This is a genomic window from Winogradskyella sp. (assembly GCF_013213975.1).
Taxonomy (GTDB): domain Bacteria; phylum Bacteroidota; class Bacteroidia; order Flavobacteriales; family Flavobacteriaceae; genus Winogradskyella.
On sequence record NZ_JABSST010000025.1, the window covers coordinates 1 to 25,488 of the forward strand.

The 25,488-nt window shown below is 34.0% G+C and carries 20 protein-coding genes and 1 pseudogene; 8 read left to right on the plus strand and 13 right to left on the minus strand.

Going from position 1 to position 25,488, the window contains the following annotated elements; genetic code table 11:
* Positions 1 to 315: 315 nt before the first annotated feature.
* Positions 316 to 2,364 (minus strand): tetratricopeptide repeat-containing sensor histidine kinase, encoded by a 2,049-nt coding sequence (locus HRU49_RS05200; RefSeq protein WP_296354864.1) that lies wholly within the window; start codon positions 2,362 to 2,364, stop codon positions 316 to 318.
* Positions 2,365 to 2,692: 328 nt separating this feature from the next.
* Positions 2,693 to 3,808, minus strand: a complete 1,116-nt coding sequence (locus HRU49_RS05205) for a glycosyl hydrolase 53 family protein (protein ID WP_296354866.1) — start codon at positions 3,806 to 3,808, stop codon at positions 2,693 to 2,695.
* Between the two features lie 119 nt (positions 3,809 to 3,927).
* Here HRU49_RS05205 and argS point away from each other — a divergent pair, with 119 nt between their 5' ends.
* Both argS and HRU49_RS05215 read left to right on the plus strand, forming a co-directional pair.
* Positions 3,928 to 5,700 carry an arginine--tRNA ligase gene (gene argS, locus HRU49_RS05210; RefSeq protein WP_296354867.1) on the plus strand — a complete coding sequence of 591 codons (1,773 nt, stop codon included), beginning with the start codon at positions 3,928 to 3,930 and terminating at the stop codon, positions 5,698 to 5,700.
* Positions 5,701 to 5,805: 105 nt separating this feature from the next.
* On the plus strand, positions 5,806 to 7,104 hold the full coding sequence (locus tag HRU49_RS05215) for a carboxypeptidase-like regulatory domain-containing protein (protein ID WP_296354870.1): 1,299 nt from the start codon (positions 5,806 to 5,808) through the stop codon (positions 7,102 to 7,104).
* Between the two features lie 42 nt (positions 7,105 to 7,146).
* Here HRU49_RS05215 and HRU49_RS05220 read toward each other — a convergent pair whose 3' ends face one another.
* From HRU49_RS05220 to HRU49_RS05235, 4 genes are read right to left on the minus strand one after another with little or no spacing between them, the layout of a single operon-like run.
* Positions 7,147 to 7,692: a YfiT family bacillithiol transferase gene (locus tag HRU49_RS05220; RefSeq protein ID WP_296354872.1), complete on the minus strand. Its 546-nt coding sequence runs from the start codon at positions 7,690 to 7,692 to the stop codon at positions 7,147 to 7,149.
* A gap of 43 nt (positions 7,693 to 7,735) precedes the next feature.
* Positions 7,736 to 10,033 (minus strand): TonB-dependent receptor, encoded by a 2,298-nt coding sequence (locus tag HRU49_RS05225; protein ID WP_296354873.1) that lies wholly within the window; start codon positions 10,031 to 10,033, stop codon positions 7,736 to 7,738.
* Entirely contained in the window at positions 10,026 to 10,922 is an 897-nt protein-coding gene (locus HRU49_RS05230) for a FecR domain-containing protein (RefSeq protein WP_296354875.1), read from the minus strand. Before HRU49_RS05230 ends, HRU49_RS05225 begins: the two co-directional genes overlap by 8 nt.
* 49 nt (positions 10,923 to 10,971) lie before the next feature.
* Entirely contained in the window at positions 10,972 to 11,487 is a 516-nt protein-coding gene (locus HRU49_RS05235) for a sigma-70 family RNA polymerase sigma factor (RefSeq protein ID WP_296354877.1), read from the minus strand.
* A gap of 102 nt (positions 11,488 to 11,589) precedes the next feature.
* On the opposite strand from HRU49_RS05235, the gene HRU49_RS05240 reads away from it, so the two are divergent.
* The 3 genes from HRU49_RS05240 to HRU49_RS05250 all read left to right on the plus strand — a co-directional run bounded on the left by HRU49_RS05240 (position 11,590) and on the right by HRU49_RS05250 (position 15,715).
* Positions 11,590 to 13,284 (plus strand): hypothetical protein, encoded by a 1,695-nt coding sequence (locus HRU49_RS05240; RefSeq protein ID WP_296354879.1) that lies wholly within the window; start codon positions 11,590 to 11,592, stop codon positions 13,282 to 13,284.
* A 185-nt stretch (positions 13,285 to 13,469) separates the two neighbouring features.
* A complete protein-coding gene (gene ffh, locus HRU49_RS05245; RefSeq protein ID WP_296354881.1) occupies positions 13,470 to 14,801 on the plus strand; it encodes a signal recognition particle protein in 1,332 nt (443 codons plus the stop codon).
* Positions 14,802 to 14,830: 29 nt separating this feature from the next.
* The gene (locus HRU49_RS05250) at positions 14,831 to 15,715 is read left to right on the plus strand and encodes a bifunctional 5,10-methylenetetrahydrofolate dehydrogenase/5,10-methenyltetrahydrofolate cyclohydrolase (RefSeq protein ID WP_296354883.1); all 885 of its coding nucleotides are present in this window, start codon (positions 14,831 to 14,833) and stop codon (positions 15,713 to 15,715) included.
* Between the two features lie 81 nt (positions 15,716 to 15,796).
* Here the strand turns inward: HRU49_RS05250 and HRU49_RS05255 are convergent.
* The 6 genes and pseudogenes from HRU49_RS05255 to HRU49_RS05280 form a co-directional block, all read right to left on the minus strand.
* Positions 15,797 to 16,219: pseudogene (locus HRU49_RS05255) on the minus strand (VOC family protein).
* 151 nt (positions 16,220 to 16,370) lie between these two features.
* Positions 16,371 to 17,138 (minus strand): 23S rRNA pseudouridine(2604) synthase RluF, encoded by a 768-nt coding sequence (rluF, locus tag HRU49_RS05260; RefSeq protein ID WP_296354885.1) that lies wholly within the window; start codon positions 17,136 to 17,138, stop codon positions 16,371 to 16,373.
* Between the two features lie 21 nt (positions 17,139 to 17,159).
* Positions 17,160 to 17,987, minus strand: a complete 828-nt coding sequence (locus tag HRU49_RS05265) for an alpha/beta hydrolase (protein ID WP_296354887.1) — start codon at positions 17,985 to 17,987, stop codon at positions 17,160 to 17,162.
* A gap of 1 nt (position 17,988) precedes the next feature.
* Positions 17,989 to 18,363 (minus strand): cupin domain-containing protein, encoded by a 375-nt coding sequence (locus HRU49_RS05270; RefSeq protein WP_296354889.1) that lies wholly within the window; start codon positions 18,361 to 18,363, stop codon positions 17,989 to 17,991.
* A 33-nt stretch (positions 18,364 to 18,396) separates the two neighbouring features.
* Entirely contained in the window at positions 18,397 to 18,954 is a 558-nt protein-coding gene (locus tag HRU49_RS05275; protein WP_296354891.1) for a hypothetical protein, read from the minus strand.
* A 20-nt stretch (positions 18,955 to 18,974) separates the two neighbouring features.
* A complete protein-coding gene (locus HRU49_RS05280; RefSeq protein WP_296354893.1) occupies positions 18,975 to 20,513 on the minus strand; it encodes a helicase HerA-like domain-containing protein in 1,539 nt (512 codons plus the stop codon).
* A 90-nt stretch (positions 20,514 to 20,603) separates the two neighbouring features.
* Here HRU49_RS05280 and HRU49_RS05285 point away from each other — a divergent pair, with 90 nt between their 5' ends.
* Positions 20,604 to 21,017 carry a Rid family detoxifying hydrolase gene (locus tag HRU49_RS05285; protein WP_296354895.1) on the plus strand — a complete coding sequence of 138 codons (414 nt, stop codon included), beginning with the start codon at positions 20,604 to 20,606 and terminating at the stop codon, positions 21,015 to 21,017.
* Positions 21,018 to 21,052: 35 nt separating this feature from the next.
* On the plus strand, positions 21,053 to 21,685 hold the full coding sequence (locus HRU49_RS05290) for a 7-carboxy-7-deazaguanine synthase QueE (RefSeq protein WP_296354897.1): 633 nt from the start codon (positions 21,053 to 21,055) through the stop codon (positions 21,683 to 21,685).
* A gap of 45 nt (positions 21,686 to 21,730) precedes the next feature.
* Here HRU49_RS05290 and HRU49_RS05295 read toward each other — a convergent pair whose 3' ends face one another.
* Positions 21,731 to 22,261 (minus strand): DUF2911 domain-containing protein, encoded by a 531-nt coding sequence (locus tag HRU49_RS05295; protein ID WP_296354899.1) that lies wholly within the window; start codon positions 22,259 to 22,261, stop codon positions 21,731 to 21,733.
* A gap of 233 nt (positions 22,262 to 22,494) precedes the next feature.
* On the opposite strand from HRU49_RS05295, the gene asnB reads away from it, so the two are divergent.
* Positions 22,495 to 24,156 (plus strand): asparagine synthase B, encoded by a 1,662-nt coding sequence (asnB, locus tag HRU49_RS05300; RefSeq protein WP_296354901.1) that lies wholly within the window; start codon positions 22,495 to 22,497, stop codon positions 24,154 to 24,156.
* The last annotated feature ends 1,332 nt before the right edge of the window (positions 24,157 to 25,488 follow it).

Consider the following 25,488-nt stretch of genomic DNA (forward strand, 5'->3'; position numbering starts at 1 on the left):
ATATGTACTAGCGATATGGTCTTTTTGGCATAGTATTCAATGCTTGTTCTACGTATAGAATCTTTCCTTTATCTCCCAGAAAATTAGGATACCTATGCAACGAAACATTATAATAAGAGGAGTCAACTATAGCTTCAATTTCAGAGTTTAATCAGCCTTTTATCAGCGTAAATAATTGGTTGAGTTCCTTTTCTTCTTGATTTAGATTAGGTTTAGTTTTCGTTTTAAATATAATCGAACGTTATTAAAAGGATGAGTAAAGGAAGTATGCGCTTCATTGAACAATATTTAGTGGTTAAAATATAGATAAAATAACTAAGCTTGAGGGGCGGATTTCGGAAGTTCAATAAAGAATTTACTACCGACATTAACCGTACTTTCTACCCAAATCCTACCTTCATTTAGTTCCACTAAGTCCTTGGCTATAGTAAGACCTAAACCAGTACCTTTTTCGTTTTTGGTGCCCACTGTAGTAAAGTTTTTGTTTGCGTTAAAAAGTTTATCAATGTTTTCTCTAGAGATTCCAACTCCGGTATCTTCTATACAGATTAAAGCTTTGCCATTAACATCTTGGTTAGAAACAGTAATAACATCGCCAGTTCTGCTGAACTTGACCGCATTTGTTATTAAATTTTGAATAACAATTTCCACCATACTCCTGTCTGCATAAACAAAATCTCGTTGAGATTCGTCTATAAGAACAATCCGTTTATCCTCAACTTTTTGCTCTACCAATGCCATTTTCGTATGGAAAACATCTTGGATATTAAATAACTCCGGGTTAGGCTCCAAGTTTTGCATCTGAGATTTAGACCAGTTTAATAAATTGAATAAAAGAGAAGATGCATTATTAGCATTTTCGCTTAATTCTGGAATTAGTGCTCTAAACTCTTCTTTTGAAATACTATCTTCTTTCAATAAATCTAAAAAGGCTTTAATAGAAGAAATAGAATCTTTTAGATCGTGTGATACAATTGAGAAAAGCTTGTCTTTGACTTGATTTACTTCTTCAAGATGATGTGTTTGCTCTAAAATAGCTTCATTTCTTATTAGCTCTTGCGATAATTTTTCACGTTGCTTTTTTAATGTTTCTCGATACCTTTTAGTCTTTAAGAAATTAAGAAGCAAGAGTGTTAATAAAATTGCACAAGCTGCAATTGCACAATAAAAAATCAGTGGATTGCTGCGCCAGTTCTCTTTCTTTTGATTAGGATCAAAATTTTCAATTTGTTCCTCTATTGTATAGGACTCATTTAGATCTAATGGGTCTACCTCGGTAGGAAATATAGGTTGCTTTTCTTTAGCCAGGTCTTCTTTAAGATCGTAGTATTTATTCTGCCAGAAGAATGCGTTTTGAAAATAGCCTCTTGTAGAGTCTAAGACTATATGCAATTTGTAGTTCTCTAAAAGCGCATCTTTATCGTCTATTTTTTGAGCAATAGAATAAGCTTCATTAAGTTGAATTTCAGCAAGGCGAACTTTTTTCTGTTGCAAGTTTAAGCTGCCAATAGCATTTAATGATCTTAAAATACCATCTTGATTATTCTGCTTTCTATTGTATTTTAAACCTTGTACTAAATATTCAGATGCTTTATCATATTCTTTAAACTCTAAAAATTCCCTTCCTAGTTTTGGTAGTATTTCACCTCTCAATTCTTTATCGGTTTCAGGATTTAGCATCTCTAAAACATCTTCATAATATTCAATCGCTTTACGATGCTCTTTTCTAAGCGAGTATAGGTCGGCAATATTTGTTGTAGAGGCAACAATGCCTTTTCTATCACTAATACGTTTTCTTGTGTCTAGTGCTTTAAAATTGAAGTCAATGGCTTTATCAATTTGATTAGTCATAAAATAGGCTTCAGCCAAATTGTCGTAAGCAGAACTCAATTCCTTGTAAAGTCCTTGCTTCTCAAAAATATCGATCGCAGAAAGAGAATTTTTAAGACCTAAAGCATAATTGCCACGTTTTATTTCAATTAAACCAATGCTGTTACTCACCTTAGCAACCCCTAAAGTGTCGCTTACTTGCAGATAGTATCTTCTAGACTTTTCGTAATTATCAATGGCATTGTAGTAGTCGTTGTTTTGTGCATAAATTAGTGCCCTGAAATAGGTGCTTTCGGCAAGTCCTTTAGTGTCGTTTAATTTTTCAGAAAGTTTAGCAGTTTGATTTACATATTTCTGAGCCTTCTGAAATTCGCCAATCGCATATAATTCATTGATGAGCTCAAGCGCAAGATCTATTTTTGTAGAGTCGGCCTCTTGGTAGGCTAATTGTACGGTAAGGTCGTCTATTCTATCATTTTGTGAGTAAATGCAGAAAGCAAACAAACAAGCAGCAAAAGTCAATAACTGCTTCATTGTTTTGCGAATAAAAGACGAAGTGCAATGTTTTGGTGTACATAACTTTTATAGAGGGATGCTAAAAGAAAGTCAACACTAAACAATAACAACGTGGTTAATGTTTGATAATTAAGCCTCATTAATGTTTGGGACATTGTTAATAGCTTATCAAAAATGCCATAATGTACGCAGAAACACTAATAATTAGGATTTAATGCTGATTTATTAGATGAAATGGAAGATGAAATTCATCAAAAAAATGCTGAATCGATTAACGGCAAAAATCATAGAAAAACTACCATTTGATCGTTGAAATGCATAAATGATTTAAAATATTAAATATCAGTTAGTTAGTGTGAAAAGTTTCTATTGCAGGAAGTGCTTTTAAGTCAAAATCAAATAGGCATTGATTTTCCCAAGCCGACCCTTCGCTTGAAGTATTTTCATTTCCATCAAAGGCTACCCAATCTGGAGCCCAATAACAAAACCCTATACCTCTGTTATTTGGGATGTTTTTAATAGTAGAAATAAGCCACTCAAAATAAGCCTTTTGTCCTTGAGGTGTAGGTGAGAACTCAGGGAGTGTCTGGTCTAATTGTCCTATGAAATTTCCCAGATTATCATTCCATTGTAAGGTAAAAGGATAGGCTACTTCTACCATTAAAATATCCTTTTCAAATGTCGTTGCGAGTTCATTGAGTTTTGAAGTAACAGTAGCGAGATTTTTAGTGTGAAATTGCGGATAATAGGACAAGCCAATAATATTATAATCCAAATTAAAAGTTTGGAGTTCGTTAAAAAATACGCCTGCAAATTCTATTCCAGCAAAGTGCAACATTATCTGAATCCTATTGTTGTTGTCGACGTCTCTAACAGCTCTTATTGCTTCAGCTACTAAGGCGGCATAATTATTCCAATTATCATTAAAGTTTCCCCAGACTTTTCCATAATTCCAGAGAAATCCACTATTGGTTTCATTGCCAATTTGAATAATTTCAGGTAGTGTATTCTGATTTTTTAGTTCGGTTACAACATCCTTTGTGTAATCATAAATGGCAATTTTAATTTCATCAATTGTCATATCCTGCCATGCTGCGGGAGGTGTTTGAACTCCTGGGTCTGCCCAAAAATCACTATAGTGGATATTTAGTAAAAAGTCCAGGTTTTTAGCACTGACTTTTTGAGCATAAGCTTTAACATCATCGAGTCCATTTTCACCATTTTGGGGGGTATGCCAAAGTTTTAGTCTAACAAGATTTGTTCCTTTAGATTTTACAAAATCTAAAAGTTCTACAGAATTTCCGTTAGAATCTTTATAATCGATATTAAAATCTTCCAATTCACTTTGGAAGGATAGATCCATGCCCTTATAAAACTTGTTAGCCCTAGAATCTACGTTAGAATCATCATTTGATGTACACGAAACTAGAATAAACAGGAAAATGAAAGTTAGATATTTCATAAGCTCATTGTGTATTTTCAAGTCTTTAAATATAAAGAAATATCAAGATTTAACCCGCTTTAAAAACAATAAAACTTCTATCTTTGCAAGCGTTTCAAAAGCTAAAGTCTAAATAAAATATGAAGCTTCAGGATACCTTAGAATTACACGTTAAAGAGGCTGTTAAAGCACTATATCAATCAGAATTAGAATCTGTAGAATTTCAGGCAACGCGCAAAGAATTTGCTGGTGATATTACTGTAGTTGTTTTTCCGATGTTAAGGGTTATTAAGGGAAATCCTGTAGTAATTGGGGAGCAAATTGGAAACTACCTGTTAGAACATGTAGATTTAGTTAAGAGTTTCAATGTAGTTAAGGGGTTTCTTAATATTGTAATTGACGATGCTTATTACATTCAATTCTTTGATACTATAAAGAATAATCAAAATTATGGCTATGTAAATGAAACAGATCAAGAGGCTATAATGGTTGAATACTCATCCCCAAATACAAATAAGCCATTGCATTTGGGGCATGTTAGAAATGTCTTACTAGGCTATTCTGTTGCTGAGATATTAAAAGCTTCAGGCAAGACAGTCTATAAAACCCAGATTATCAATGATAGAGGAATCCATATTTGTAAAAGCATGCTAGCGTGGCAAAGATTTGGGAATGGAGAAACTCCGGAATCCACTGGATTAAAAGGTGATAAATTGGTAGGTAATTATTATGTTGCGTTTGATAAAGCCTACAAGGCAGAAATTTCAGATTTAATTTCTGAGGGACTTATAGAGGAAGAGGCAAAAAAGAAAGCACCTATTTTATTAGCAGCTCAAGACATGTTACGTAAATGGGAGGCTGGTGATAATGAAGTTGTTGACCTTTGGAAAAGGATGAATGGTTGGGTCTATGATGGGTTTGAGGAGACTTATAAAGCTATTGGAGTCGATTTTGATGAGTATTATTACGAGAGTCAAACCTATTTATTAGGAAAAGAGTTTATTGCAGAAGGTCTTAAAACAGGTGTTTTTGAAAAAGACCCTGATGGTTCTGTTTGGTGTGATTTAACAGACGAAGGACTTGATAGAAAAATTGTACTTAGAGCTGACGGTACTGCTGTATATATGACTCAAGATATTGGCACTGCCATACAACGTATTAAAGATTATCCAGATGTTGGTGGTATGGTATACACTGTTGGTAATGAGCAGGATTACCACTTTAAGGTCTTGTTCTTAATTCTCAAAAAATTAGGCTTTGATTGGGCCAAGAACTTATTTCATTTGAGCTATGGTATGGTAGATTTACCTAGCGGAAAAATGAAAAGTAGAGAAGGTACTGTTGTGGATGCAGATGACCTCATAGATGAAATGGCTGCAACTGCAGAAGAGATTTCAAAAGAGTTAGGGAAGCTTGATGATTATAGTGAAGAAGAGAAAAAAGCACTTTATAAAATTATTGGGCTAGGTGCACTCAAATATTACATTCTTAAAGTCGACCCTAAAAAACGCATACTGTTCGACCCAAAAGAATCGATTGATTTTCAAGGGAATACAGGTCCATTTATTCAATACACCTACGCCAGAATTCAGTCAATATTAAGAAAGGCTACAGATTCAAATACTACTATTAGAGGTATTGTGTTGCATGAAAAAGAAAAACAACTTTTAAAACAATTAGAAGTATTCCCAGAAGTGATTCAAAATGCTGCTGAGCAACATAGTCCTGCCTTAGTTGCAAATTACACCTATGATTTGGTGAAAGACTTTAATTCTTTCTATCAAAATGTATCAATTCTTGGTGCTGACTCAATAGCTGAAAAGTCTTTTAGGGTTCAACTTTCAAAAACCGTTGGACAGACCATTAAAAATGCATTTGCTGTTTTAGGGATTGATGTTCCAGAACGTATGTAAATTCTTTATAAAAAATGTTAATAATCGATTTTTAACATTTTGGTTCATAAGCTATTCTGTGCTTTTCCGTATCTTAGTATAGGTTAAAGTTTTAATAATTATGCTATGAAAACTACTTATATTTTTAAATCTAATCTAAGCACTTGTATTGCATTATTACTTACGATTTTTACGCTAAATGCTCAGGTTGATTTCACCGAGTTCAGTGGAAAAGTATATGATGGAAAATCTAAAAGAGTACTAGAAGCAGTTAGTCTTAATGTTAACGAGACCAATATTAGTACCATAACTAATTCTGAAGGCGAATTTACTCTAAAGGTTCCAAATCAGTATTTGGACTCTAAGGTTGTTGTAAGTCTTTTAGGTTATAATACACGTGTTTTACCATTATCAGAATTATCTAAAGAAGGTAATAAGATAAAACTTTATGAAGCTGTAACAGAATTGACTGCTGTAAGCATTTCTGCTTATAAAGATGCTGAGAAGTTAGTCAGAACCGTTTTTAAAGAGAAAAATAGTACCGTTCAAGATGAGTCTGTTTATATGACAGCATTTTACCGTGAGACGATAAAACGCCGAAATAGAAATGTATCATTGACCGAAGCAGTTGTAAATATATTAAAGCAACCGCACACATCTCCTCAGCGCGATGCTATTCAATTAGGTAAAGCTAGAAAAAGTACAGATTATAAACGTTTAGATACTGTTTCTGTAAAGCTTCAAGGCGGCCCGTTTTCTACTATATATCTGGATATCATGAAATATCCTGAGTATATTTTTACAGACGAGACAATTAGCAGTTATAGATTCTCTTTTGACCAACCATCAACCATTAATAACCGAAATGTTTATGTGGTTAATTTCTCTCCAAGAAATAATGGTCTAAATCTAAGCTATAACGGGAAGCTATATATAGATACACAGTCTTTAGCATTAGTTAGTGCAGACTATTCATTAGACGTGAGTAATAAGAATAAGACTAAAAATTTACTTGTTAAAAAGAAACCTAGAGATGTTGTGGTTTATCCGCTAGAAGCAAATTATAAGGTAGATTATAAAGCAAAAAATGGAAAGTGGTATTACAGTTATTCTAACCTTAATTTAAAATTTAAAGTGAATAAGAAGCGACAGATTTTTAATAAGGTATATACCTTGTCAAGTGAAATGGCAGTAACGGATTGGGAAATAAATACTGCAAATCGGAAAATTAAGAATAAAGACCGTTTAAGGCCAACAGTTATAATTACAGATGCGATTTCTGGCTTTTCTGATCCAAATTTCTGGGGTCAGTATAACCTAATTGAACCTGATAAGTCCATTGAGTCTGCGATTGAAAAAATTAGAAAAAGTATAGAAAAACAGCGGCGTAAAGATAGCCAGCAATCTGCAAATGGGTTGCCGTAGAAATGCAATAATAAAAAAAGAGCCCTTTAACGAGGGCTCTTTTTAGTTATACTTATCTTTAAATTTTAAAGCTTGTTCAATATGAGCATAATGATGTTTACAGTGCCATGCATATACTCCAATAGTCTCTTCAATGGAAAATACCTTGCCATGTTCAGGGTGTACAAATTCACGTTTTAAATCAGATTGGTTAAAGCTTTTTAGCAATAGACCAAGCTTATTATGAACTCCTTTTAGAATCGCAATAGAATCATCTAAAGGTTCCTTGTAATCTACCAGACGAGCAAAGCGATCTTCAAAATAAGGTCTAATAGTGGGTTTATCTTCAGTTTTAGCAAGTTTAAATCTAACGATGCTATTGATATGGCTATCAGCACAGTGATGTACCACTTGTCTTATGGTCCAACCTTCAGGTCTGTATCTGTAACCAAGCTCTTTCTCACTAAGATCCTTGAGGATAGCTTTTAGGTACTTTGGAAAGGTTGTAATTGTACTAATCCACTCGTCAAGGTGTTCTTTTGTAATGCGCTCTGGTTTGTTAAAATCTCCAACAGGAAATTTAAGATGATACATTTCTTGGTCTGTCATAGTTCTAATAATTAGAGCTTAAAATTACCTATAATTCTTAAGATTAGAAATTAACTCTAAAGCTTAGATTAGGAGTGAATTTTAAAGAACGATTGTCAATTTCAATGATGTTATCGTCTGCATCGACAGTGTAGTATCTATTAATAATGTTTATCTGATTAAACATATTCCAAACAGACCCCCCAATTTCTGCATTAGTATTTTTTGAAAGATTAAATTTATAGGTTGCAGAGATGTCGGCTCTAAAATAATCTGGTAGCCTTGCACCATTCGGATTTTTGTATTCTATATTTGAATTGAAAGGGTTTTGGATTTCGGCAGGTTCTGAATAAGAGCGGCCAGAATGCCAATTTATTCCTAGACCAATTTTAAAATTGTTGAGATTATAGGTTAAGGAAGCATCAGCGACATGAGTTAAATCGATAGTATTGGGGAATGCTCCACCTTGGTTTAAATTGTCAAATTTGTAGTCATTATTACTTAAGGTATAACTCAACCAGGTGCTAAAGTTATTAAAGCGTTTATTGATCAAAAAATCAATTCCTGTAACAGTATAAGATCCAATATCGTTTACAAATTGAAATTGATTTTGAAAGCCTTGACTCTGAGCCGTTATGTCATCAGTATTCTTGTAATAGCCTTCTAAAGAAACAAGCAAATTATTTTTATTGTAACTAATACCTAAAGAAATTTGTTGACTCCTCACTAAAGGAACATCTTCGAGATTAGATAGCTGCCAACGACGTTTTTCAATGCCAAAAAAGTCTTGCTGTAAATCTATAATTTGCGATATCGATTGACTCTTTAATTCTCCTAAAACTTCGATTCTAATATTATTAGATAGTTTTTGATTAAAGGCAAAACGAGGTTCAAGAACTAGCTCCTGTAACTTTTCAAAATAGCTAATTCTTGCACCAAGTCTGATGTATGTGTTTCTTGATTTAGAATAGCGTTCTGTTTCTCCAAAAATAGCATGAGTTCTAATAATTTCTTTATTTAGACTTGTAAAATCCGGATTAATCACATCTTCGAAATTGGTTACACCAACTTCATTAAATTGATAACCTACTCGTATTTCAGTATTATTATCAAGCTTTTTAGAAACATCTAAACGTAAACTATAATCCTCTACTTTATTTTCTTGAGTTAATCGTTGATTATTTGTTATATCATCGTTCTTAGCATATAGATCATAATTTGAATAGTATAATTCTGCAGACGCAAACAACTCGTTATCGAATACTTTAGAATATGTTGCACTTGCTCCGTAACTGAATTGATTTAATGCGCTTCGGTTTTCTTGAAAGTTATTATCTGAGTTTGTGAAAATTTGATTGTAGTCAAGATTATTATAAATATTAAGAAGTTTAATTCTAAGCTTAGAGGATTTATCAATATTGTAAAGCAACTTAGCGTTAATATCATAAAATAAAAAGCGTTCATCTAACGCTAAAACACTATTAATATCATTTGATGTATTAAGTTCAGAATCTCTAAAAATTCTATCAAAATAAGCATCATAGGTTGTAGAGGCTATAATATCAGTAAAGGAACGTCGCACAGCCAGCTGTAGTTCTGTTTTTTTGGAAAACGGAATTTTTGCAAAACCATCAACACTCAATAGGTTAGATCCAAAACCGGCATCAAAAGTATTATCAATAACATCAGAATCATTAATTAATATTGTACTGGAAGCACCATCGCCATAAAGTGCACTTGTTCCATTTTTTGAGACTCTTACTCCTTTAGATAAATAAGGATTAAACGCTGAAATAAGACCAAAAAAATGTCCGGTCTGATACATTCTTATACCTTCATAAATGATGAGGTTTTGATCGTTAGTGCCACCTCTTACGTTGATGTTAGAAATGCGTTCGTCAACACTAATTACTCCAGGTAGATTTTGGATTATTTGAAGAACATCTGGTTCTATTAATCCTGGAAGGTTATCAAAGGCTTTTGTGTTAACTTGTATAGCGCCATTATTTGTTTTTGAAATTCCTTTGGTAAGATAGTTGGTAACTACAACTTCCTCTAATCTTTGCGTACTATTAAGTTTAGGCGTTACAGCAATGAACCGTTCACTCAGTACTTCAAGATTGATTTGTGAAATTGTTTTTAACACATCTAAAACCTCTCGTAAACTTAATGACGATGACAAAGGAACCATAGTAATGCCTTCTATAGTATTTGGTTCATAAGAAAATTTAATATCATATTGAGCTTCTATTTGCTCAAGAATTTGAACAAGAGGTCGGGGTTCCTTATTTTGACTATGAGCTAAATAGAAAGAGGAAATAATTAAAAAAACTAAGAAAAGGCGATGTAATGGTTTATTCACGCTTTAATACAACAATTGCTCCAGTCTTACTGTAGCTTAAATTTAAGGGTATTGTAACAGATTTCAATGCTAAATCCAGATTTTTGTGTGTAAAGCTACCTGTAAATAATCGAGAGGTGTCAATATTTTCGGCATTGATCTTTATCTTGTAGTAATTTTCTAATTCAGATAAAATATGCTTTAGGTTAACATTATTGTAGCTGCTTTCACCACGCAACCAACTAGGTTGCGTAGCGAGCACTTTATCATTAGCAATCATTTCCCCATCTATCCATCTAAATGAATTGCCAGGACTTAATTCTATTCTATTTTCACTATGGGTTACAGCCACCAAACCTTCAAAGCAGGTGACCTCAAAAAAGTCGTTACGTTGTATAATATTAAATTGTGTACCTAATACTGTGACTTTACCATGTTTAGTAACTACATCAAATTTTTTGCCTTTAGCGACCTTAAAGAAAGCTTCACCTTTTAGGTTAACAACTCTAGCCTTCTCCCATTTATGTTCATTAAAGGCTAAGAATGAATTTACGTTTAAATTGACCTCAGAAGCGTCTGGTAGTGAAATAATGGTTTGTTCTGCAATTTTAGTTTGTATCTCTGTGTCTAAAGTTGTTGTATAATAATAGGCGCTCAAGAGAAGTGCCAATACAGCAGCAATTTTTAGAACTGTATAAAACCATCTATTAGTTTTGATCTTTACTGAATCTAGTTCAGATTTTAAATGGCTATATTCAGAATTAATAGAATACTCAGAAGCTTTAAAAGAATGCAAGGCGTTGTTAAGTTTAATTAAATCCGAGGAATTATCAAGCTGTTCAAAAGCCTTTTGCTCTTCTAGTGATAGGTTGTTATCAAACCACTTTTTTATGAGTTCTTCTTTATTCATTTCTTTCTATTCATTAATAAAACAGCTAAGGGTTAAAAACTCCTACCCATTAAATGCCTTTAATATCCTCTCGTAATTTTTTTAAGGCACCATAAATTCTCTTTTCTACGGCTTTGGTGGAAATATTTAAGAGTTCTGCTATTTCTTTAAAGCGTTTGCCCTCAACTCTATTCATTAAAAAAGCAACACGTTGTGCATCTGTTAAATTAGATAGTGCCTTTTGTAATTTTTCGTGATACTCTTTTTCTTCCAGTAAAAATTCAGGAGATTCTATGGTAGCTGTTTTTTGAGGACGTTTTTCATATTTTAAAACTACGTTTTGATGCGCCACAGCATTTAGCATTAAATTATTAGCAGTAGTAAACAAGAAACTCTTTGCCTTATCAGGGGAAACTTTACTACAATTTTGCCAAAGTTTTATGAATGCCTCTTGTACTTTGTCTTTTGGATTTAGATGCTCTCCAAACTTGTAATACAAGAAGTTATGCAGGTTTTTTGAATGCTTTTTAAAGATGCTTTCAAATAACCGTTCTTCACAAATATGGTCTTGTAGAGGTTGTTTCATAGTACTTTTCGACTCACAAATTATAAATAAATTTTATAAAGCAAGGGTAGGAAAATCAAAATGCTAATTGTTCTATAATAAAATCGATAAAGCTCCATTATTATGAAAACAAAAATCTACCGCCTACTTTATGTAGCCTTTTTTGCCCTTTTTGTTTTTTCATGTCAAAATGAAGAAACAGAAATAAATAATCCCAACAATCAAGAAGTCATTACTGCAGATTCTGCACTGGCTTCTTTTATGACTAGCGTTACTGCTAACTATGGCGCCTACGATGACATCCTAGATGACTCAAGCTGTTTTTCTATTGAATTACCAGTGACTATTGTTGTAAGCGATATTACGATTACCATTGAAACTTTAGACGATTTAGAAGCGCTTGAGGAGTTGTTTGAAGCGTTCGAAGGTGAAGATGATATTTTGGATTTTATATTTCCAATAACCATCATTTTTAATGATTATACTGAAATTGTAATTGAAAACGAGGATCAACTCGAAGGATGGATAGCGTCTTGTGATATTGATGACGAGGATGACGAAATCATTGAATGTATAGATTTTGTTTATCCTATTTCATTTTCAGTTTTTAATTCTGATTTCAATATTGTAGATACTATTGTCATTGAAAGCGACCAAGCACTTTATACTTTTATAGAAGCATTAGAAGACGATGAAAACGCTTTAATTGTAAGTTTAAATTACCCTGTTACCTTACTATATGCTAATGGTGAAACAATTCAGGTAAATTCTAATGAAGAATTAGGAAACGCTATTGAAGCTGCTGAAGATGATTGTTACAATGATGATGAAGAAGACCAATGCGATCTTGAATTGGAAGACATCGAAGCTTATCTATTAGAATGTGCCTTCGACGTTGAAATTGAAAATGATGAAGATGATTTAATAGATAGCCTACAGTTTAATTTCACACAATCTGGTGAATTAGTTGTTTCCGGTGATGCAACTGTTGTAGACATCGGTGCTTGGGATTTATTAGAAACGGATTTAGGAATAAAACTCATTATAGAAGGATTACAGACCTTTACGACCGCCAATGGATTATGGTTGCTCGAGGATTGTGATAATGATTATGATTTAGAGTTTGTCCAAGAGTCTGAAAACGGACTTCTATACATGAGTCTAGAACTCAATTGTGAAATTGATGAGGAGGATGTTTCTGAGTGTTATGGGCTTTACAACCTAGAAGTTTGCGACGAAGATGATGACGTTGAGGACGGATTTGGAACATTTGATCTTAATTTAATTTTTGATAATTGTCCAAATGATGACGTTGAGTTTGCATTTTATTTAACCATCGATGACGCAGAAACTCAGGTTAATGCATTAGCAAGTGCGTTTATTAATACTATAGCTTACGAGCAAACTATCTATTCGAGAGTTGCTTTGGCTGGAGATCCAAGTATATTCGAAATTTTTGAGCATCATTTAATAGTAGAAAACTGTTACGAAGAAAGTTGCTCTGAAGGAGATGTCGATAATATTTTACAAGAATGTTCATGGCAGATTGTAAGTTATAATGCCAGTGATAATCTTATCGATTTCTATTTAATGTTTCAAGCAAATCAAAACTTGATTATTGAAGGTCAAGGATTAAATATAGATGCATCATGGACGACGTCTCAATCTGATGAAGGAGTGATTTTAACATTTGATAGTGTTGCAGGACCAAATATTCAAGCCATTACTGGTGAGTGGTTGGTTGTTGAATGCGAAGTAGATCGCTTACAACTGCATAGAGGTGATGATGTAATCGTTTTAGAAAGAAACTGCGATTAATAAAAAGAAACGCTAAGTACATTAGTAATTTTAGTAAGTTTAAGTTGATGAAGAGAGTTGTCTACCGCTGGGCAGCTCTTTTCTTTTGGAGTATTCTCAGTTTTAGACTTATAGAATTATAGATATCCCATTCGTTTATCTCTTGTAAATTCTTAAATTTGCAACTTCAAAAAGAGATAAAGATTATGTTCAATAATTTAAGTGATAAGTTAGATAAAGCGTTACACGTATTAAAGGGCCATGGTAGTATTACAGAAGTAAATGTTGCTGAAACTTTAAAGGAAGTAAGACGAGCGCTTTTAGATGCCGATGTTAACTTTAAAATAGCTAAAGAATTTACCAACAAGGTAAAAGAAAAAGCGCTTGGTCAAAACGTTTTAACCACACTGCAGCCAGGCCAATTAATGGTTAAAATCGTTAAAGACGAGTTGACTGAACTTATGGGTGGTGATGCTGAAGGAATCAACTTATCAGGAAACCCAAGTGTCATTTTAATGTCAGGTTTGCAAGGTTCTGGTAAAACGACCTTCTCTGGAAAGCTGGCTAATTATCTCAAAAACAAGAAAACAAAAAAACCTTTACTTGTTGCTTGTGATGTGTATCGTCCAGCAGCGATTGATCAGTTGCATGTGGTTGGAGATCAAATCAATGTTGAGGTTTTTAGTGATAAAGGAAATAATGATCCTGTTGCCATTGCTCAAGCAGGTATTGCTCATGCTAAAGCTAATGGTCATAATGTTGTTATAATAGATACCGCAGGTCGATTGGCAGTAGATGAAGCTATGATGACCGAGATTTCTAACATTCATAAAGCCATTCAACCGCAGGAAACCCTATTTGTGGTTGATTCCATGACTGGTCAGGATGCCGTTAATACGGCTAAAGCCTTTAACGACATCCTTAATTTTGACGGTGTTATCCTTACAAAATTAGACGGTGATACACGAGGTGGTGCAGCTATTTCTATTAAATCTGTAGTTAATAAACCAATTAAATTTATTGGTACAGGTGAAAAAATGGAAGCCATAGATGTCTTCTATCCTTCACGTATGGCAGACCGTATATTAGGAATGGGAGATGTGGTGTCGCTTGTAGAGCGTGCCCAAGAACAATTTGATGAAGAAGAGGCGCGTAAGCTTCAAAAGAAGATTGCCAAAAATCAATTTGGATTTGATGATTTCTTAAAGCAGATACAGCAAATTAAGAAGATGGGTAATATGAAGGACCTTATCGGAATGATTCCAGGTGCTGGAAAAATGATGAAGGATATTGATATTGATGATGATGCGTTTAAGGGTATTGAAGCCATAATTCATTCCATGACTCCAGCTGAACGTTCTAACCCATCAATCATAAACTCAAGCAGAAAAAAGCGTATAGGAAAAGGATCTGGAACTTCGGTGCAAGAGGTGAACCAACTATTGAAACAATTTACGCAAATGAGTAAGATGATGAAAATGATGCAAGGTGGAGGCGGAAAGCGCATGATGCAGATGATGAAGAACATGCCTAGATAAAAGAAGCTAACTATTAGAAAATTTCCAACATGACAATTCTAGACGGACGCAAAACGAGTAATGACATCAAAGCTGAAATAAAAGCTGAGGTTGACAAAATGAAGGCTAATGGAGAAAAGGTCCCACATCTTGCTGCAGTAATAGTAGGAAATGATGGGGCTAGTCTTACTTATGTTGGTAGTAAAGTTAGAGCTTGTGAACGTGTTGGTTTTGAGTCTACAATGGTACGTTTACCAAATACAACTAGTGAAATAGAGTTACTAGATACGATCGAAGATTTGAATAACAATGATGATATTGATGGTTTTATCATTCAGTTACCATTACCTCCTCAAATTAATACGCAAAAGGTATTAATGGCCGTTCATCCAGATAAAGATGTCGATGGGTTTCATCCAATGAACTTTGGCAAAATGGCCTTAGATATGTCGACGTTTATTCCGGCTACGCCATTTGGTATTTTGGAACTTATTGATCGCTATGGAGTAGAAACTAAAGGAAAGCATACTGTAGTTATTGGACGTTCTCATATTGTTGGTCGTCCTATGAGTATACTAATGGGTCGTAAAGGGTTTCCTGGGAATTCCACAGTGACCTTGACTCATAGTCACACTAAGAATATTACTCAGATTACATCCCAAGCAGATATTATAATATCTGCTTTAGGGATACCGAACTTTTTAAAGGCTGAAATGATAAAAGATGATGCTGTTATTATCGATGTTGGTATTACGCGAGTTCCTGACGATTCTGAAAAAGGATATTACATCACTGGTGATGTAGATTTTGAAAATTGTAGTAAAAAAGCAAGTTTTATTACGCCAGTCCCAGGAGGAGTAGGTCCAATGACCATTGCAATGTTATTAAAGAATACTTTATTAGCTAGAGAGCAGCATAGACTTCATAATAGATAATTCTATGTTCTTGCTTCAACTTCGTATAATTCCATTATTTCTCTTTTAATCTATTTACCCTTTTATCTAACTAGATTTTAATTACTTAGCGAATAACTGGCTCATATCTTTAAAGGCTTTGAATTCTAAGGCATTGCCAGAAGGGTCTTTAAAAAACATTGTGGCTTGTTCACCAACTTGTCCTTCAAACCTAATATAAGGTTCAATAATAAAATCAATGCCTTTTGATTTTAGCATACTTGCAAATTCATTAAAATTATCCCATGGTAAAACAACCCCAAAATGAGGAACAGGAACATCTTTACCATCCACTGAATTGGTATGCTCGTCTTCTTTAGATTCAGGTTTGTAATGAATGACTAATTGATGCCCGAAAAAATTATAGTCAACCCAATGGTCACTACTTCTGCCTTCTTCAAAGTTTAAAATTTAAGTATAGAAGTATCTGCAGGCTTGTAAATTGTGGACTGGAATTGCTAAATGAAATGGCGCGATGTTAGACATAACTACTATCTTAAATTTAAAATTTAAAGATAGATTTTTCTAGTCACTTTCAACACTGTCAACTCTTGAATTTTTTATCAATTGTTAATGTTAATCCTTATATCTCAAGCTATAAACAAAACAATCTACTTCACTGTTAATTAGGATTTAATTAACGTCTTGATTTGCGAGTAAAATTTTCCTTAGGGCTTACAATTTTTTTAGAATCACTGATCAACTGACTTAGTGTTTTAAACTCTTCTGAGGTCAATTCTCTATAGGCGCCAACAGGAACGTCGAGTTCGATATTCATGATTCGAATGCGCTTTAAAGTTTGTACCTCGTAATTAAGATATTCGCACATGCGACGAATTTGACGATTTAGACCTTGGGTTAGAATGATGCTAAAAGTGTACTTGTTAATCTTCTTGACAATACATTTTTTAGTACGTTGTTTTAATTCTTCAATATAAATACCATCTGCCATACGTTGCACAAAAGTTTGCGAAATGGGTTTATCTACAGTGACGATGTACTCTTTTTCGTGATTATTACTTGCACGCAGAATTTTATTAACGATATCACCATCATCTGTTAGAAGAATGAGTCCTTCACTTGGTTTATCAAGTCGACCAATTGGAAAGATGCGTTTAGGGTAATTAATAAAATCAATAATGTTATCCTTTTCAACGCGTGTATCTGTAGTACAAACAATACCAACGGGTTTATTAAGTGCTAGGTAAACAAAGTTTTGCTTACGCGCATCAATACGTTCACCATCAACTTTAACAACATCTCCAGATGCAACTTTGGTGCCCATTTCAGGAATTACATCATTAATGGTTACGCGACCAGCGTCAATTAACCTGTCCGCTTCACGTCGTGAACAAAAGCCAGCTTCACTAAGGTATTTATTAAGTCTTGTTAGGTTGTTAGACATGCTGTAAAAGTACAATAAAGATTATCTATTTATAAACTCAAGAATTTTTGGAGTTATGGACCTATCCTTAAGGCCATGTCCAAATCCTGAAGTGCTGAGCAATTCAGAATTTTTATAGCGATTGGCAAATAACAAAGCATCTTCGTAAGGAATTATGTTGTCATTTTTATCATGAATAATTAATCCCTTTGCCTTAAAGTTACTGGTAAAATTGGCTGCGGAATAATAATCGACCGACTGTCCGAAGCGTTCTAAAACAATTTTATCAAGGTCTTTCGAAATTCGTTTATTGAATCCCATCATGGACTTATAACGCGAAAACACACCTGTAAAATGAGCAGGTGCACCAAGTAATACAAGTTTATTTACTGACTCTAAACCAAAATTATGTATCGAAAATACTGTTGCCATACCACCAACAGAGTGCCCTATAATCGTATCAGGATGAAATTTTTTAGCAACAACATTTATAAATTCTGCATATAAAACAGCATTAAATTCTTTACCGCCAGATCGTCCATGCGCAGGTGCATCAAGTGCAATAATATTATAATTGTTAGACTTTAAATTTTTAAGAAGGTACTTCCATCTTGAAGCATTACTTTCCCATCCATGAGCTAAAAGGACTGTTTTACCTTTTCCCTGCCAACGATATGTGGCAATATCTAAACCGTTAAATTGAAGCTCTTCATATAGGGCGTCATTTATTACTTTTCTTTGGTCTTCGGTATATCGTCCCTTTCGAGGAGAAGTAAAAAGGTTGAGTGCGCGCTTCGCGGCAAATTTAGAAGATACTAAACTTGTTGCATTTAATACTCCACCAATTGACTTAACAACAAAACTACTCATGTCAATTCGATTCTCTGTTTACAGCCTCTATAGAAAATGCAGGTAAACAGATTGCAATATATTCACACGGCTCAGTAAATGGATTTGAATATTGAATTCTTGTTTGCTTATTAATTTTTATAGATTGACCTGCCTCTAGAACAATGATTTTATCATCAATGATAAATTGCTTTTTTCCTTTGATTATGAAGGTGTACTCATCAAATTCTGGAGTTTGGAAAGGTTCACTCCAGCCTGGAGGTGCAGTCATATGAGCGATACTTAATTCTTCACTGCCATCACTTGCCAGTCCAAAATGCTCTTTAATGATCTTACCATCATCTGCTGGTACTACAAATGGTGACACTTGAGCCGTGTATTTTTTTTTCTTTTTCATAGGATTAAGAATATAAAGTTCGGTGCTTTATAATTACCAGTGCAAAATGAAAAATTTGATTTTTGCTTTTTCAGGGATTTGAATTGCATCAATAGTCGCATCCATATCAAAACGCAAGCCACCTGGTAATTCACTTTTATCTATGGTAAAAGAAGCATTGATTTCGTTCACAGAAACTAGCACAGAATTAATTAGGTTGTCAATCTTTGAAATCTTATACGCAGCTTTTAAATCTTTAAATGTACTCAGTGTTGAAATATTTTTTTCAGTTCTGTAGCGCTCGTCATAAATTCTAACACTAGAAATAACAGAAGTTGAATCTAGCGCTTCTTTTGGCGATAAATCTAATAATTTTTGACCTCCTTTTTCAAAGATTTCAATAGTGTTTACTGAGCCAGTAAATTCATCTCCAGCAATATAACGTACCACGGAATCGTTTATGAAAACGGCATCAAGGTCTTTAACTTGTGTGGAGTCCGTAAGTAATCCGATGTGATGTTTTTCTATTAAAAATGGATCAAGAGCTTTGTTTTTGTTACAGCTTGTAATTAATAATGCACAAATAAAAAGAACGATTAAAACTTTCTTCATAGTTAGGATTTAGGGTTAGATTATTTAAGTATTTTGGTTAATATGCCCAGTACACTTCGGATAACTGTTGGGCTAGATAAGACTTTTACAATAGGATTTTGTCTATTACTGCGTCGTCTACTAGGACTTGTTTTTCTATTACGTTCAGCGTTCTTAAGTGCTTCCTTTTCAGCTTCTGCTTTTCGTTTTGCTTCTTCGGCTTCGGCCTGCTTTATTTTTTCGTTAAGCATTTCATAAGCACTTTCTCTATCAACTTCTTTGTTATATTTTTTAGCCAATTGAGACTGTGCTAGTAAACTAGCAAGTTCAGATTCTGTTAGAATATCCATGCGGCTCATTGGAGCGCGCATCATTGTCGCGGCCAAAGGAGTTGGTTTGCCTTTTTCATCTAATGCAGACACTAAAGCTTCCCCAATGCCAAGTGAGGTTAAAACCTCGGCTGTATCATAATATTCAGTATCTGGATAGTTTTGAGCTGTCAATTTAATGGCTTTTCTATCCTTAGCTGTGAACGCCCTTAAGGCATGCTGAACTTTTAATCCTAGCTGACCCAAAACCGCTTCTGGTACATCGGTAGGGTTCTGCGTTACAAAGTATAATCCAACACCTTTACTACGGATAAGTTTCACAATACTTTCGATTTGATTAAGTAATGCATCTGAAGCTTCATTAAAAATTAAATGAGCTTCATCAATAAACATAATCAGCTCGGGACGTCCGCTATCTCCTTGTTCAGGAAATGTAGAATAAATTTCTGCTAAAAGGCTCAACATAAATGTTGAAAACAACTTAGGTTTATCTTGGATGTCTGTTAATCTAATAATGTTTATATATCCTCTACCATTTTCATCTATTCGAAGTAAATCTTGAGTGTCGAATGAGGTTTCACCAAAGAATAAATCACCGCCTTGTTGTTCAATTTCAATGAGTTTTCTAAGTATGGCACCTGTTGATGCTGTGGATATGCGACCATAAGATTCTTCAAATTCTTTCTTCCCGTCACCAGTGGCATATTGAAGTATTTTTTTGAAATCCTTAAGGTCTAGAAGCGGTAGTTTATTGTCATCGCAATATTTAAAAATAACTGAAATAATTCCTGCTTGGGTTTCTGTAACACCAAGAATTCGTGAAATTAATACGGGGCCAAATTCACTAATTGTTGCTCTTAGTCTAACTCCATCTTGTTCTGAGAGCGTCAGTATTTCAACTGGGAATGATTTAGGGTTAAACTTAAGACCAATTTTTTCATGACGTTCATCAATTTTAGGATGTCCAGGACTCGCCTTAGCTAATCCACTCAAGTCACCCTTGATATCCATTAATAAAACAGGAACCCCTTTTTCTGATAAATTTTCAGCTAGAACTTGCAGTGTTTTGGTTTTCCCTGTACCTGTGGCACCAGCAATTAAACCATGTCGATTCATGGTTTTCAAGGGAACGTTCACAAATGAATTTGTTTTTGTCTCGCCATCAAGCATTGCCGCACCTAAAGTGATGAAATCACCTTTAAATGTGTTACCGTCGGCAATGTCTTTTATGAATTTTTCAGAATTCGTCATGAATCAAAAATTTGTATAAAAATACTGTAAATTTAGACAAGTATAAAACAAGATGACATGAAGACTTTCTATTCAATTTTTTTCGTTCTAATGTTTACGAATTTTTTGACCTGTGAAGGGAAAAAGTTCGAAATTATTTTTCATCAATCTCATGAGCCAAGCCGCGTTAATGTGCCGTTTAGTGATGCTGTTGAAACAGAAGAATTATTGTTTTTAACAGGCCAAATAGGGAAAAACCACAAAACAGGCGAATTAGTTTCAGGGGGAATTGAAGCAGAAACCAAACAAGTTATTGAAAATATAAAGGACGTTTTGGAATATCATAATTTGTCTTTGGATGAGGTTGTAAAATGTACAGTAATATTAAAGAATATAGATGATTTTAAAGCCTTTAATGCAGTGTATACTACTTACTTTACTAAGAAGCCTGCAAGAACAACATATGCTGCTTCTGGCTTAGCTGGTGGAGCTTCTATAGAAATTGATGTTATCGCTGCAAAATAGATGTACTTTAAATGAATAGACTATCTTTGTAGTCTATGACTAGAAGAGAACGCCAACAACTAATAGATCAAGGGCATTTGCTACCCTTAATGGAAGAGTTTTATACCATCCAAGGTGAAGGATACCACAAAGGAACCGCTGCTTATTTCGTTAGAATTGGTGGATGTGATGTTGGATGTCACTGGTGCGACGTAAAGGAAAGTTGGTTGCCTGAATTACATCCAGCAACTGAAACAACAAAAATTGTAGAAAATGCAATTAAGTATAGCGATATAATTGTTGTAACGGGTGGTGAGCCGTTAACTTGGGATATGGGGCCTTTAACTGAGCAACTAAAATCTAAAGGGGTACAAACCCATATTGAAACGTCTGGTGCTTATCCGCTCACAGGACAATGGGATTGGATTTGCCTATCACCTAAAAAAATTAAACGACCTCAGGGTGAAATCTACGATAAGGCACACGAATTAAAATGTATAGTATATAATAAAGATGACTTTAACTTTGCTGAAGAAGAGGCGGCTAAAGTCAATGATAATTGTATTTTGTATTTACAGCCGGAATGGAGTAAACGCGAAAAAATGATGCCGCAGATTGTTGATTATGTTATGGCTAACCCTCATTGGAAAGTTTCGTTACAAACACATAAGTATTTGAATATACCTTAATAAAAAGCCTTGAGAACTCAAGGCTTTTTTATTTTTTCAGTTGTTTTATTTGCTGATAGGAATCGAAAGCCTTAATGTTCCCCATCCTAAATCTAAACTATCTTTAGAAAAAGCCATGGAAAATGCTTCGATAGAGTCTTTCCCTTCATTTGCCGGTACATTAAATCTCGCTATGTCATTATTCTCATTGTAAGCGTAAGATCCCCAAGCGTGCAGGTCACTATTTAAAATAATGGTCCATTCTTTCTCCCCTGGAATAGTAAATAAAGAATAAGTACCAGCTTTAATAGTCTCACCACCAAAATTTGTGTCGTTGTAAAAAGTTATTTCTACAGATTCATTTGCTCCTGTTCGCCAAACTTTTCCATTAGGAACTAAAGATTCAACAGTCCGCCCTTTTAGTTGAGGTCTACTGTAAATTACTCTTGCATCTGGTGCTGCATTTCTGGATGTTCTGAAATAGGTAACGTCTAATGGGCTTTTATCTAAGCCTCGAAATTTTTGTGCTTCTGCATTAAAGGAGATTAACATCATAAATACAGAGGCAATGGTTGCAATTAGTTTAGTTGTCTTCATAAAATGTGATTTTGTTTGCCGTAAAATTAAGGTTTGTTATAAGCGAAAGGTCGTAAAGAAATATTAAAGTTTACAGATTAAAACTTAATACAGAAATATTAAGGTGTATACTTTCAATATTTATTAAAATAAAGTATTAAGATTAAAAAATTTAACTAATAAAGTATTTTATGTTTCATAAATGAAAGTTTCATATCATATTTGCTTCATAATTAATATTAAAACAAAAAGTTATGTGCGGAATTGTATGTGCATTTGATATAAAGCAAAAATCAGAAACGTTAAGACCTCAAGTCTTAGAAATGGCTAAAAGTATCCGACATAGAGGACCGGATTGGAGCGGTATCTACAGTGATGATAAGGTTGTAATGGCTCACGAGCGATTAGCAATAGTAGATCCAGCTTCAGGGAAACAGCCTTTATTTAGTGAGGATAAAAAGTTAGTTTTAGCGGCAAATGGTGAGATATACAACCACAAAGCTTTGCGCGCACAATTTACAGATTATAAGTTTCAAACAGAAAGTGATTGTGAAGTCATTTTAGCACTTTATAAAGAGAAAGGAGTTGATTTTGTAGATGAGATGAATGGTATTTTTGGTTTTGCTATTTATGATGTTGATAAAGATGAATATTTTGTCGCAAGAGATCACATGGGTATTATTCCGTTATATATGGGATGGGATAAGCACGGTACATTTTACGTAGCTTCAGAATTAAAAGCACTTGAGGGTGTGTGCACTAAGATTGAATTATTTCCTCCAGGACATTATATGAGTAGCAAGGATGGAGAGTTAGTGCAATGGTATAAACGTAATTGGGACGACTATGAAGCAGTTAAAGAAAATGAAACAAGTATTGCTGAGGTAAGACAAGCGCTTGAAGATGCTGTACATAGACAATTAATGAGTGATGTTCCTTATGGTGTTTTATTATCAGGTGGATTAGATTCTTCAGTAACATCGGCAATTGCTAAGAAGTATTCGCAACGTCGTATTGAGGCCAATGATAAAGAACAAGCATGGTGGCCACAATTACACAGTTTCTCTGTTGGTTTGGAGGGTTCTCCAGATTTGGTAGCAGCCAAAAAAGTTGCGGATCATATTGGTACAGTTCATCATGAAATACAGTTTACTATTCAAGAAGGATTAGATGCTATTAAAGATGTTATTTATCAGTTAGAAACTTATGATATTACCACTATTAGAGCGAGTACACCAATGTATTTAATGGCTCGTGTTATTAAATCTATGGGTATAAAAATGGTGCTATCAGGAGAAGGCGCAGATGAATTATTTGGGGGCTATTTATACTTCCATAAGGCCCCTAATGCAAAGGAGTTTCATGAAGAAACTGTACGTAAGTTGCGTAAATTGCATATGTACGATTGTCTTAGAGCAAATAAGAGTCTAGCTGCTTGGGGCATTGAAGGTCGTGTACCATTTTTAGATAAAGAGTTTATGGATGTCGCAATGCGGATCAATCCACAAGATAAAATGATTAACGATGAGCGAATGGAAAAATGGGTTGTACGTAAAGCGTTCGAAGATATGTTGCCAGAAAGTGTAGCGTGGAGACAAAAAGAACAGTTTAGTGATGGCGTAGGCTACAGTTGGATTGACACTTTAAAGGAATTGGTTGAAGAACAAATTAGTGACGCACAATTGGCAAATGCACATTTCCGTTTCCCAATTCAAACGCCACAGAATAAAGAAGAATATTACTATAGAACAATATTTGAGGGTCACTTCCCAAGTGATGCTGCGGCGCTGAGTGTGCCTCAAGAACCAAGTGTTGCTTGTAGCACAAAAATTGCCTTGGAGTGGGATGAAGCATTTAAAAACATGAATGATCCATCAGGACGAGCTGTTGCTAAAGTACATGAAGATGCATATTAATCTACTTCGAATTTTGAAGATGTAGCCTTCAAAATTTATAAAAGCACGCAAGAATTTATATGCTTCAATTAAAGGGCGAGTTATGGTGCGTCCCTTTTTTAGGGTTTAAAATTAGATTTTAGATAAATTATACCTTATAGCCTCTTTTGTTTTCTGTGTGTCACATATAGCATATAGAAAAGAAAGATGTTAATCTATATTTACAAACCATCAAATTTTTAACAGTTGGTCTTTGTGTTGAAGTTGAGGATTTTACAATACTTCATGATCCAAAATAAAGGCGGTACAACGGTAATTTATTGTAACCTTTCATGGATATGCCTTCTTTGGTTTTGTTGTTCCTAACAAGAAAAGCATCTTTCAATTTGTCATTTGATTTGCCTTTGTTCATCTTGTCTGCTGGTTGATTATTGTTCTTGAGGCCTTTGTGTTAAATATTAAATCTTGAATGGCGGTAAAGCAATAGCATAAATTAAGCTTACATGACTAGATATAAAAAGTATCCAGTTTTACAAAAGTTTATTCGAATGCGTGTTCTAAAGGAGTTAGCGCTGTTGTGTAAGGTTGTTGTTAATCGTGAAATAGTTAAGTGGTATTTTTCATTTACGGCTCGTTACTTTTAATATTAAGGACTTATTATTTATTCAAAACCTTAAAGAGGTCTTGGAAGGTAGCTGCTTTAAATTTTGATCTAAGAAATCTGTCTTTTTCACTTTTATACTTTTTTTGTGTCGTGATATTTTTTAGTGCACGTATTTTGAGATCGCTTGAGGGTATTGAATTTATTGAATTGTCTTTAAATTTTGATTATAAAGCCGCTTTAACTGCACTGAAATAAATTTTACCTCAAGCTGACAAAGAAGACTTGGTATTTGGTGCTTGTCTTTTTAAGGAAATAATTGTGGTTTCAAATGTGAATTGACAAATATGATATTCAGTGTTTTATTCACCCTTATTGTGTTATTGATACTTGTGTTTTATATAGTTTAGGAATGGTTGTCATGTTAAGAGCAACTATCTCAATAGATCACTTATTCTTTACAATAGGGTTCACAAAATCTAAAACCCTATTTTTACAATAGGATTGCATTTAGGAAATAAATGGGCTACGCGATATTTTATAAGTAGTAATAAAAACGAAAGCATCTTCTTTTATTATATATTCAGTTACATTTGATTTATGCTTGTCATTTTTTATGATGCTGTTATCATTTAATGGTCTCCAGTTATTGATTGTGTTTTTAATTTGGAAGTGGGATATAGCTATAACACATTTTAGCTTTAAATTTTGATTTTTTGAGAAATGCAGAATGCTAAAAATTAGGTTTAAGA